Genomic DNA, 10,803 nt, shown 5'->3' on the forward strand with positions numbered 1-10,803 from the left:
ACCTCATGACATCAACCTTGGACATTCTGGACCGTCTCATCGGATTTGACACGGTCAGCCGGAACTCGAATCTGGAGCTTGCCCGATATGCCGAAGCGTTCCTGACCGAGCGGGGCTTTGCGGTGTATCGCATCGATGATCCCGATGGGGAAAAAACGGGTCTCTATGCCGAGAAAGGGCCATCCGGGGACGGGGTGCTTTTATCTGCACATACCGATGTCGTGCCGGTCGATGGGCAGGTCTGGACCAAGGCCCCCTTCCATCTGATCCGCGAAGATGACCGGCTGTATGGGCGGGGTACAACGGACATGAAAGGCTATGTTGCCTCAATCCTGTCACTGGCGGATCGGGCGGCGCAGGCCCCACTGCGCGAACCACTCAAGATTGCGTTGTCGTATGACGAAGAGGTTGGCTGTGTCGGCATCCAGCGGATGCTCGACCGGCTGGCACCGATGCTGGGTCAACCGCGCGCCTGTTTCGTGGGTGAACCCACCGATATGCAGGTCGCCGTCGGGCACAAGGGCAAGGCGGCATTGCGGGCAACCTGTCATGGGCAGGCCGGTCATTCGGCGTTGGCACCCAAGTTCGTCAACGCTTTGCATCTGGCGACAGATTTCGTTGGTGAGCTGCGAGAATTACAAAATGCCTATGCTACAGGCGGTAATCGCGATCAGGCCTATTCCGTACCATATACGACCTTTCACGTGGGCGTTCTGTCAGGTGGCACCGCGTTGAACATCGTGCCGGACCGGGCCGAGATGACGTTCGAATATCGCCACCTCGCCGCAGACCGGGGGGCGGATATTCTGGCTCAGATCGAGGCCGCGGCAGAGCGTGTCGGTGCCTCTCATCGCGCGCAATTTGACGGCGCGCGGGTCGAGGTCGAGCAATACAACGCCTATCCCGGCCTGGACACGCCTGAGACAGATGCTGTGATCGGCTTTGCCCAGAAACTGGCGCAGAGCAATGAGACGACCAAAGTGGCCTTTGGCACAGAAGCCGGGTTCTTTAGCGAGCTCGGTATTCCCACCATCGTTTGCGGCCCCGGCTCGATGGAGGGGCAAGGGCACAAGCCGGATGAGTATCTGGAGATGAGCCAGCTGAATGCCTGTGATGAGATGATGGATCGCATCCTGGATGATTTATGTGAGTGACCGATGATTGACATGCTGCAAGACGTTTCGCTGATTGACGGGGTTGGCCTGATCGGTTCGGTGATCATCGGGGTGGCCTATTACCTGGCCACCCGAAACATCCTGCCCGCCGACAAAATCACATTCAACGCCTGCAACATCGTGGGCGGAACTTTGGTCATGATCTCGTTGATCCACCGGCCCAACCTGGGGGCCATCGTGATCGAGGTCATGTTCCTGCTAATCGCCGCTTTGGCGATCTTGCGCAATCTGCGGGGCGCGACCTAGGCCGCGCCCAACCGGGTCATTCCGCAATCATGTAATACTTGCGCAGGGTCTGGGTGATCTCCCAGACGCACGCCGTGCCCTTGGGGATAAAGAACGTGTCGCCCGTGACGAATTCCTGCACCGTTCCGTCCGAACTGGTCAGGGTCAGCGCGCCCGAGATCACGGTCATCATCTCGTCCACCGGATAGGCCTTGATCTCTTCCCGGCAAGGCGCGCATTCCCACACCCCGACCGAGATTTTCTCATCCCTGCTTTCGAAGAAACTGCTTATGGTCTCGGACTTATCATCGGTGGTGAAATCGCCTTCTGCCACCAGATCGGACGGGACAAAGCCGTTATCGGGGTGGCCGTCGGCCAACAGACGGATGGGTTGAGTCATTGGGTCCTCCTTCATTGTGCAAGCGGCATGGGCAGAAATTGGGGCACGTGCTGCTTTGTATTGTCCAGATCGCGCGCCCACCGGTGGCCGGCATGCACCGCAGCGGCAATGATCGAGGGCGCCTCGCAATCGCCGATGCAGCTGACGGTTTTCATACCCGCATCGGGCCACTCGACTTCGCGTGCGATCAGGTCCTGATAGACACGATCCTCGGGTGTTTTCGACGTCAAGACAACCGCCGTGCCAAGCGGCAGGGTCAAGCCGGGGCCGCCGTGGACGCAGGCAAACTCGATCTGATCGGTGTGCACCGCTTTAAGCGCTTTCAAGCGTTCGATGCGCATACCCAGCTCCATCAGGCGGGCGATAACCTTGTGCTGTTCCATGGTCAGCGCCAGATAAGGCGCAACCTCGGGCACGGGGATGACGTAAGTCACGTCGTGACCTTCCTTGACCAGTTTCTCGGCGATCACATTGCCTAAGTACGCGCCATCCTCGTCATAAATCACCACCGGTCCGGTCGCCTCGGCCTCATCCATGATGTCGTCGGGGGTCAGCACGTTGGCCTCATCCCCGCGCAGCACCGGCATCAGGTTGATCCGTCCAACCCCATCGCGCCGCCATTTGGCACCGGTTGCCAAGACCACGTGTTCCATCCCGAATTCCAGGATATCACCCGCCTCCAGCGGAGAGTCAGTGTAAAGGTTCACATTGTCCAATTGCTGCAACGCATAGAGGCGATAATCAGCCACTCGGACCCATTCTGACAGCCCCGGCAGACTCGACTCGCGCTTGACCCTGCCACCCAGATCGGCCCGGGCATCGGCCACCGTCACCTCATACCCGCGCTTGGACAGGATGTTGGCGCATTCCAGCCCGGCGGGGCCACCGCCCACGATCAGGATGCTGTCGTCGGATCCCTTGGGCGGCACCTTTTCCGGATGCCAGCCCCGGCGATACTCATCCATGATTGTCGGGTTCTGGGTGCAGCGCATCGGCGCATAAGACATCTCGCCCGAGGCGCAGACGTTGCAGCCGATACATTCGCGGATGTCATCCACGCGGCCTTCGTCGATCTTGGTCGGAATGAACGGATCAGCGATCGACGGGCGCGCCGCCCCCACCAGATCCAACACACCGCGCCGCACCTGGCTGAGCATTGTGTCGGGCGAAGTGAAGCGGCCCACACTGACCACCGGTTTGTCGACCACACCTTTGACGAAAGCGATCTGCTGCTCCTGGAAACCTTCCTTCGAGAAGCGCGAGGTCTGGCTGTCTTCGGGCCAATCGGAAATGTTCACGTCCCACAGATCGGGAATGTCTTTCAACATCTCGACCAGTTCCTGACCCTGCACCAGATCACCGTCGATTTCGTTCACGCCAAAACGGAAGGCCACGGCGCAAGTGTCGCCAATCGCGTCCTTCATACCCTCCAACACTTCGCGCAGCAGGCGGGCACGGTTTTCCAGGCTGCCTCCGTATTCATCGCTGCGGGTGTTAAAGCTGGGTTGCAGGAACTGACTGAAAATCGACAACCCGTGACCGGCGTAGGCATAGACGATGTCAAAGCCCGCCTTTTTGGCGCGCACGGCGGCCGCGATGTGCTGCTGGCGCAGGGTTCTGATGTCTTGTTTGTCCATCATCTTGGATTGAAACGGCTCGACCGATTCAAGCGTCAGGCGGGAGGTTGGCCCAAGGGGCGGCGTGCGCGACGCGCGGTTGCCCGCCGCCAGTCCCACATGCCCCAACTCCACCCCAGCCAATGCGCCGTGACGATGAACCGCCTCAGGCATGCGCGAGATGCGCTTGATGTCAGCGTCATCCCACAGGTGCAGCGAGGGGAAGGGCCAGAATTCGGTCGTGTCGCCGATCTCGGCGATCTCGGTACAGACAACGCCCCAACCGCCCTCGGCCTTCGTCTCACGCATGCGAGTATTGGCATCGGGGGCGTTGTCGGATGTGCCGGAACAATGGGGCACCTGGTAAAAGCGGTTCTTGGTGGTGACAGGGCCGATCTTGACCGGTTCGAACAGAACGTCATAGCGCGGATCACGTGGCATGGGGGCCTCTCTGGCTTGGCCTTTGATGGGGCTGGCAATAAGATGGAGCAAGTTTTAACGAGACCCCGCAGGCGGCCTAGTGTCCCTAAAGGGACATACCCGGAGCAGCGCATGCCCAACCCCGTTATTCCCGATCTGTCAGCGGCTGTTCTGACAGTGGGTCAAGGTGGTTTCCAAGCTGCTTTGAGCGAGGCAATTGCCACATGGCTTGGGGCTGAACGGCGCGGCGTGCTGCAGTATTCGCGCCCTGCGTTGCCGCACTACTTGGTACGTGATCACGTGCCCACCGAAGAGGTTGATTTCTATTTGGCCGGCGCCTATCGCTTTGATCCCTTCTTTCGACAATGGCGGGAAAGCCAGATCAGCGGCGTACTAAACCTCGGCGAGCTTAGCGACGCAGAGGGGCGCGTGGGTGAAAAGGCCCGGGACTACGTGCTGCGGTTTCAGCCCAAGACCGGCATGGCAGATGAGATCGCAGTGCTTTGCCCCAAGATCGGAGGGGCGGTGGACAACTATTTCTTTCTGCGCAGCACGCCGTTTGAGCAGCCCGAGATGGACATCCTGCGGGCGGTCTTCCCGACCCTACACGCGCTGCACGACCTGAACCAACGCCTAATCCTGAACGCTTTGGCCGAGGGGAATACGCAAGTCAGCGGCTTTCCCGAGGCGGATGCTTTTGCCATCGATGACAGCCAGGGACGGCAAAGCTTTGTCAGCGCCAACTGGCAACAGATCGTGGGACAGGCCGTCGATCTGTCTGACGCTGTCAATCAAACACGCAAGGGCTTGGCAGGTCAGCCCGTCGTCGTGGGGACTGCGCATGTGATTTCCGAAGATCTGGGCGCGGATTTTCCGCCTGCGCCAAACGGGCGGATCACTTTTGTAGTCCAGCGGCCCATGGCGTCTTCATCCCTGGTGATGTCCGAAGTGGTGGAAAGCCTTTTCACCGACCAGCTGACACAGCGTGAAGTTTCGATCTGTCATCTGGCCTTGCGCGGCTTCCCGTCTGCATCCATCGCGGAACAGTTGGGCATCGCTGTTGGCACGGTCAAAAACCACCGCAAAAGCATCTATCGCAAGCTTGATATCACAACCGAACGCGAGCTGTTCCTGCTGATGCTCAATCATGTGAGCACATCCCAAACATGAAAAAACCGGGCAGACTGGCCGCCCGGTTTCCAGATGCACACGTGAAAGATGTTTACTTCTTCACGTTGGTCCAGATCTGGTCATAAACCGCCTGCACTTCTTGCGAGCAAACCTCGATAAAGACGCCGGGGCCAACTTTGTCGTGTGGGTTCTTTTCAGGCTGTGTGGCCAGTTCGGGGTCCAGAAACTCTTCGACCCCATTCACGCCCGCATTGTAGCGCGCATAGTTGGTGACAGCGGCGATGTTTTCAGGCTCCAGCAGGAAGTCCATGAATTTCAGGGCGCTGTCACGGTTCGGCGCATCCTTGAGCAGAACCACGTTGTCCATCCACGCGATGTAGCCTTGGGTCGGATAGGCGTATTCAACATTTGCACCTTCTTCGCGCGCCTTGGCCGAGAACCCGTCATAGATCTGGCCGACAGCTGCATCGCCCGACACCAGAACCTCTTTGGCGGTGTCCGAGTTGAACGAAGCCCAATGCGCCTTGGCTTCGATCAGCATGGCGTTCAGCGCCTTGAGCTGTTCGCGGTCATTGGAACACTGCGGGATGCCCACGTGAAGCGCGGCCATCGCCATGACTTCGCCCTGGCTGTCCAGCATGTTGATGCGGCCCTGCAGTTCGGCCGGTGGGTTGAACAGGATGTCGGTGGTCTGAATGTCACCGGAATAGACATCGCGGTTCACCGCAAAGCTGGTCGAGCCCCACTGATACGGGATCGAATGCTTGCGGCCGGGATCAAAGCTGGGATCGGCCCATTCGGATGCGATGTTGCCTTTGTTCTTCAGTTCGCCATCCGCGATGGTGTCCAGCATCCCTTCGCCTGCCATGATCGACACCATGTAATCGCCGGGGACCGAGACGTCATAGGTACCGATCCCGCCGGCCTTGAGCGAGGCCAGCATCGCCTCGTTGGAATCGAAGGTGTCCATGGTCACGTTGATGCCGGTTTCGGCCGTGAACTTTTCGATCAAGTCCTGCGGTATGTATTCGAACCAGTGGTACAGGACCAGGTTGCCCTCAGCCGCGGCGGCATTTGCTCCGATGATCAGGGCCATGGCAGCGGCGCTGTTCTTCATGAAGGATTTCATTGTTCTCTCCATCTGTTGGTTTTACTTGGTATTGTCTTTTTTGCTGACGAAATAGCTGATCGTTACCATCACCACCGATACGCCCAGCAACATGGTTGAAATCGCCATGATATTGGGTTTGATCCCCTGCTTGACCGAGCCAAAGATCGCCGTTGGCAGAGTTTCCACACCCGCTCCTTTGACAAAGTTGGTGATGATGAAGTCATCCAAGCTGACGATAAACGCGAGCAAGAAGCCCGAAATGATACCTGGCATCATCAGCGGCAGCAGGATCTTGGTAAAGGCCTGCCGCTTGGTGGCATACAAGTCCTGCGCGGCCTGCTCATAGCTGTCTTCAATCCCCTGCATCCGGGCCGAAATCGGTAGATAGGCAAAGGGAATGCAAAAGGCGATGTGGGCCAGCAGGATGGTCATGATGCCCCGGTCAAACCCGATCGAATTGAAGAAGATCAGGGTTGCAACCGCCGTCACAATCTCGGGCACCATCAGCGGCAGGCTGATCAGGCCAAAGGACACGGTTCGCAGCTTGAACTTGCCGCCCCGCACCATGCCGGTCGCCGCCAGTGTTGCGATCGAGGTAGAGACCGTGGCCGCGATGATAGCGATGATAAAGCTGTTTTTGGCCGCCTCTTTGAACTTGCTGCTTTCGGGGCCGGAAAAGACATCCGCATACCAGCGCAGCGAGATGCCCTCCCAGTTTGTTAGCGATTGCGAGGCGTTGAAGCTGTAGATCGTGACCACCACCAGCGGCGCATAAAGCACGATCAAACACAGCAGGGTGACGGCCTTGAAGCCGGGATAGGTTTTGATGTCAAAGTTTGTCGACGCCATTGGTCAGCCCCCCGATTTTTCGGCTTTGGCCTGTTGCCGGGCAAAGATCATCAGGATGATCAGAACCATGGTCAGCAGGATCATCGACGCCGCTGCACCAAACGGCCAGTTGCCGGCGTTGCCTTTGAACTGTTCCTCGATCAGCGAGCCGATCATGAAATTCTTGGCACCGCCCAACAGGTCAGGGGCCAGGAACGATCCCATCGAGGGTACAAACACCAGGATACAGCCGGCGATGACGCCCGGTTTGACCGCAGGCAGCAGAATGCGGCGCAAGGTGGTCCACTTGCTGGCGTACAGGTCGGCTGCGGCCTCGGACAGATTGAAATTGTAGCGTTCGACGGCCGCATAGATCGGCAGAACCATGAAGGGCAGATATGAATAGAACAGACCCAGTTGCACCGCAAAGTTGGTGTTGACGATGTGCAGGGGGCTGTCGATCAGGCCGATGTTGATCAGGAAGTCATTCAGCGGGCCCTGGTCGCGCAGCAGGAACTTCATCGACACGGTGCGGATCAGCAGATTCACCCAATAGGGGATGGTGATCAGGAACACCCAGACCGGGCGCATGTTCTCCGCCCGCGTGGCGATGAAGTAGGCCGTCGGAAATCCGATCACCAGGCTCAACAGCGTCGCCGCGCCGGCTTGCCAGATCGAGCGCCAGAAGATTGCGATGTAAGTCCATTCGATCTTGGGCGGGTCATCCCCGAACAGACCGCGATCAAAGAAGAACTGATCATAGGCCGCCAGACTGAATTCCCAGATCACGCCGCCTCGGAACTCTTTCGTCAAGAAAGAGTAGACCAGCATCATGAGAACGGGCGCCAGGATCAAGATGCAAAGGGTCACCCACGCAGGCAATAGCAACCAGGTGCGTGCCTCTTTGTAGGTGTCGGTTGTCGCGCTGCCGCCGCTTGCTGCACCGGCCGCCATCAATCGGCCAGGAGGCGCGCAGCCCCCCGCTCCATGTTCACAAACATCTCTGTGCCTGGCTCAAAGATCCGCTTGTTGCCGCGATCCGAGTTCGAGGTGCGCACCACGAAATCGGGACCTTCGTCCAACTGCACTATCGTGGTGATGTCGGTGCCGACAAAGATGTTGTCCTTGACCCGGCCATGCAGCCCCTCGGACGCGGTTGGTTCGGCCGACATGTACAGACGTTCGGGCCGGATCGACATATGGACCTTGGAGCCTACACCGATGCCATCGACCGCGTTGCAGGTCAGTTCATGCCCGCCGCCAAGATGGCAGGTTGCGCGACCGTCTGCGATGCCGTCGACCGAAACCTCCAGCAAGTTGGTTTCACCGATGAAATCCGCCACGAACATGTTGTGGGGGCGCTCGTAGATGTCGGTTGGGGATCCCAGTTGCTGCATTTCGCCCGCCGACATGACGGCGATGCGATCAGACATGGTCAGCGCTTCTTCCTGGTCGTGGGTCACAAAGATGAAGGTGATGCCGGTTTCGCGCTGCAAATGCTTGAGTTCCAGCTGCATCGCCTTGCGTAGTTTCAAGTCCAGCGCGGACAGCGGCTCGTCCAACAGCAGTACCTTGGGCTGCGGGGCAAGCGCGCGGGCCAAGGCAACACGCTGTTGCTGACCACCCGACAACTGGCTGGGCTTGCGCGCAGAAAACTGGCTAAGCTGTACCAGCTCGAGCATTTCGCCGGCCTTGGTGCGCGCGTCTGCTTTGGATGCTCCGCGCATCTCAAGCCCGAATGCCACGTTGTCCAGAATGGTCATGTGCGGGAACAGCGCATAGTTCTGGAACACCGTGTTCACCGGGCGTTTGTTGGGAGGTAGGTTTTCGATTTCGTCACCGTAAAGGAAGATCGCCCCTTCAGTGACATCTTCGAATCCCGCGATCATCCGCAGCAACGTTGTCTTGCCGCATCCCGATGGCCCGAGAAGCGTAAAGAACTCATTATCCATGATTGACAGAGAGATTTTCTTAAGCGCGGTAAAGTCGCCATAACGTTTCACCGCATCCCGCACGTCAATCGCGATATTTTCCTTGTCAGACAAATGCGCCTCCCTGAGCATCGCGAAATTTTCCAAAGGTATATACGCGGCTCAGGTATCGCTGAATAATTGACTTCCTCACCTAACCTTAGGCTGATCCTAAGCAATCGGTGTTTTATGCGTTTCTTTCGACGCTTGCGGGAGTTGGTGATGCAAAAATAGGCACGAAAAAACTGTCCTGCGACCCTGAAACAGGTATCTGCTTCGTCCTGTCCTAATCAATGCCGCGGAAAGATCGACTTTGGTTTGTGGCACCTGTCTCTTAAGCCTCACGAAAGACTCATCAATTATCAGAGTGTATCTTCATGCCCCAGGTACGAACCGAAACGGATTCGATTGGCAGCATCGAACTGCCCGCATCTTGTCTGTACGGCATTCAGACAGAACGCGCGCGGCAGAACTTCATGATCACGGGCGTGCGCCTGTCGCAATTTCCAAACCTTGTGTCGGCGCTTGCCATGGTCAAAAGCGCCGCTGCGCGTGCCAATGGAGAGATTGCTGCGTTGGATACTCACAAGGCCCAAGCGATTGTCGAGGTTTGCGACGAAATCATCGCGGGGCATCATCACGCGCATTTCGTGGTCGACATGATCCAGGGCGGTGCCGGGACCTCGACCAACATGAATGCCAATGAGGTGATCGCCAATCTGGCTCTGGTCAAACTGGGGCACAAGCCCGGCAGTTACGATCACCTTCACCCCAACGATGACGTCAATCACGGCCAATCGACAAACGATGTCTACCCAACGGCGGTGCGCCTGGCCGTGCTGTCGCATGTCGCCCCCCTGCGCGAAGCCTTGGCGCGCTTGAAAGCAGCATTCGAACACAAGGCGTCCGAATTTGCAGGCATCGCCAAGGTTGGCCGCACGCAGCTTCAGGATGCGGTGCCAATGTCGTTGGGGGCAGAGTTCCGGTCCTTTGCCGTGACCCTGGGCGAAGACATTGACCGAATTCACGAGATCGGCCGACTGCTGACCGAGATCAACCTCGGCGGCACTGCAATTGGGACTCGGATCAATGCCGAGGCCGGGTACGATGCGCGTGCAATTACGCATCTGGCAAAGATCTCGGGTTTTGATTTGAAACAGGCCAGCGACCTGATCGAAGCCTCTTCGGACCTGGGTGGCTTTGTCACGTTTTCTGGTATCTTGAAGCGGGTCGCGGTGAAGTTGTCGAAAATCTGCAATGACCTGAGGTTGTTGTCGTCAGGTCCACGCGCCGGGCTTGGCGAAATCATATTGCCTCCAGTTCAGGCGGGATCGTCGATCATGCCGGGCAAGGTCAACCCGGTCATTCCCGAGGTGGTAAACCAGGTCTGCTATCAGGTGATCGGCAACGATCTGACGATCACGATGGCGGCTGAGGCGGGGCAATTGCAATTAAACGCGATGGAGCCGGTGGTTGCGTATAACCTGCTGAACTCTCAGACAATCCTTGTGAATGCCATTGACGTTCTAACCGACAAATGTGTGACGGGCATTGAAGCTGATGCTGACCGCTGCGCGGCCCTGCTGGACAACAGTCTCGTTCTGGTCACGGCGCTTGCTCCGCACATTGGGTATGACGCGGCTGCAAAGATTGCGAAACAGGCGCTTGTCAGCGACTGCTCCATTCGCCAGGTTGCCGCCGAAAGTGGCGTGTTGCCCATCGCACAGCTGACCGAAGTCCTGTCACCCAACGCAATGTTGGCACAGGGGAACCACGAAGACTTCAACACAGGAGAATGCGATGAAGGTACTTGTGCCTGTCAAGCGCGTGATTGACTACAATGTGAAGGTTCGCGTTAACGCGGATGGTAGCGGTGTCGATCTCGCCAATGTCAAAATGTCGATGAACCCGTTCGACGAGATTGCAG

General features: G+C 58.0%; 10 protein-coding genes and 1 pseudogene. 5 read left to right on the forward strand and 6 right to left on the reverse strand.

The genetic code is table 11. The features are described 5' to 3' along the window. The first annotated feature begins 5 nt into the window (after positions 1-5). Both argE and TRM7615_RS20065 read left to right on the forward strand, forming a co-directional pair. Positions 6-1,154: an acetylornithine deacetylase gene (gene argE, locus TRM7615_RS20060; protein ID WP_108791044.1), complete on the forward strand. Its 1,149-nt coding sequence runs from the start codon at positions 6-8 to the stop codon at positions 1,152-1,154. Positions 1,155-1,157: 3 nt separating this feature from the next. After that, positions 1,158-1,421, forward strand: a complete 264-nt coding sequence (locus TRM7615_RS20065) for a CBU_0592 family membrane protein (RefSeq protein WP_108791046.1) — start codon at positions 1,158-1,160, stop codon at positions 1,419-1,421. Between the two features lie 16 nt (positions 1,422-1,437). Here TRM7615_RS20065 and TRM7615_RS20070 read toward each other — a convergent pair whose 3' ends face one another. Together TRM7615_RS20070 and TRM7615_RS20075 are read right to left on the reverse strand one after the other, a co-directional pair. Next, positions 1,438-1,800: a cupin domain-containing protein gene (locus tag TRM7615_RS20070; protein WP_165821486.1), complete on the reverse strand. Its 363-nt coding sequence runs from the start codon at positions 1,798-1,800 to the stop codon at positions 1,438-1,440. A gap of 11 nt (positions 1,801-1,811) precedes the next feature. Continuing rightward, on the reverse strand, positions 1,812-3,857 hold the full coding sequence (locus TRM7615_RS20075) for an oxidoreductase (RefSeq protein WP_108791050.1): 2,046 nt from the start codon (positions 3,855-3,857) through the stop codon (positions 1,812-1,814). A 111-nt stretch (positions 3,858-3,968) separates the two neighbouring features. On the opposite strand from TRM7615_RS20075, the gene TRM7615_RS20080 reads away from it, so the two are divergent. Further along, the gene (locus TRM7615_RS20080) at positions 3,969-5,006 is read left to right on the forward strand and encodes a helix-turn-helix domain-containing protein (RefSeq protein ID WP_207775248.1); all 1,038 of its coding nucleotides are present in this window, start codon (positions 3,969-3,971) and stop codon (positions 5,004-5,006) included. A gap of 52 nt (positions 5,007-5,058) precedes the next feature. On the opposite strand, the gene TRM7615_RS20085 is transcribed toward TRM7615_RS20080, so the two are convergent. Genes TRM7615_RS20085 through TRM7615_RS20100 form a run of 4 tightly spaced genes read right to left on the reverse strand, consistent with a single transcriptional unit; the run spans position 5,059 to position 8,969 of the window. Continuing rightward, entirely contained in the window at positions 5,059-6,096 is a 1,038-nt protein-coding gene (locus TRM7615_RS20085; RefSeq protein ID WP_207775249.1) for an extracellular solute-binding protein, read from the reverse strand. 21 nt (positions 6,097-6,117) lie between these two features. Continuing rightward, positions 6,118-6,927 carry an ABC transporter permease gene (locus TRM7615_RS20090; RefSeq protein WP_108791052.1) on the reverse strand — a complete coding sequence of 270 codons (810 nt, stop codon included), beginning with the start codon at positions 6,925-6,927 and terminating at the stop codon, positions 6,118-6,120. A 3-nt stretch (positions 6,928-6,930) separates the two neighbouring features. Then, positions 6,931-7,860: an ABC transporter permease gene (locus TRM7615_RS20095; RefSeq protein ID WP_108791054.1), complete on the reverse strand. Its 930-nt coding sequence runs from the start codon at positions 7,858-7,860 to the stop codon at positions 6,931-6,933. Next, positions 7,860-8,969 (reverse strand): ABC transporter ATP-binding protein, encoded by a 1,110-nt coding sequence (locus tag TRM7615_RS20100; protein ID WP_108791056.1) that lies wholly within the window; start codon positions 8,967-8,969, stop codon positions 7,860-7,862. Before TRM7615_RS20100 ends, TRM7615_RS20095 begins: the two co-directional genes overlap by 1 nt. A 284-nt stretch (positions 8,970-9,253) precedes the next feature. On the opposite strand from TRM7615_RS20100, the gene TRM7615_RS20105 reads away from it, so the two are divergent. After that, a complete protein-coding gene (locus tag TRM7615_RS20105; protein WP_108791058.1) occupies positions 9,254-10,711 on the forward strand; it encodes an aspartate ammonia-lyase in 1,458 nt (485 codons plus the stop codon). After that, positions 10,677-10,803, forward strand: a pseudogene (locus TRM7615_RS20110) (electron transfer flavoprotein subunit beta/FixA family protein); the annotation flags it as partial. The gene TRM7615_RS20105 and the pseudogene TRM7615_RS20110, both read left to right, overlap by 35 nt.

The organism is Falsiruegeria mediterranea M17, assembly GCF_900302455.1.
Classification (GTDB): domain Bacteria; phylum Pseudomonadota; class Alphaproteobacteria; order Rhodobacterales; family Rhodobacteraceae; genus Falsiruegeria; species Falsiruegeria mediterranea.

Bases quoted from the DNA above. Each gene is read 5' to 3' on its own strand.
- TRM7615_RS20075 (WP_108791050.1), bottom strand. From the start codon at position 3,857: ATGCCACGTGATCCGCGCTATGACGTTCTGTTCGAACCGGTCAAGATC.
- TRM7615_RS20080 (WP_207775248.1), top strand. From the start codon at position 3,969: ATGCCCAACCCCGTTATTCCCGATCTGTCAGCGGCTGTTCTGACAGTG.
- TRM7615_RS20070 (WP_165821486.1), bottom strand. From the start codon at position 1,800: ATGACTCAACCCATCCGTCTGTTGGCCGACGGCCACCCCGATAACGGC.
- TRM7615_RS20085 (WP_207775249.1), bottom strand. From the start codon at position 6,096: ATGAAATCCTTCATGAAGAACAGCGCCGCTGCCATGGCCCTGATCATC.
- TRM7615_RS20065 (WP_108791046.1), top strand. From the start codon at position 1,158: ATGATTGACATGCTGCAAGACGTTTCGCTGATTGACGGGGTTGGCCTG.
- TRM7615_RS20105 (WP_108791058.1), top strand. From the start codon at position 9,254: ATGCCCCAGGTACGAACCGAAACGGATTCGATTGGCAGCATCGAACTG.
- TRM7615_RS20100 (WP_108791056.1), bottom strand. From the start codon at position 8,969: ATGCTCAGGGAGGCGCATTTGTCTGACAAGGAAAATATCGCGATTGAC.
- argE (WP_108791044.1), top strand. From the start codon at position 6: ATGACATCAACCTTGGACATTCTGGACCGTCTCATCGGATTTGACACG.
- TRM7615_RS20095 (WP_108791054.1), bottom strand. From the start codon at position 7,860: ATGGCGGCCGGTGCAGCAAGCGGCGGCAGCGCGACAACCGACACCTAC.
- TRM7615_RS20090 (WP_108791052.1), bottom strand. From the start codon at position 6,927: ATGGCGTCGACAAACTTTGACATCAAAACCTATCCCGGCTTCAAGGCC.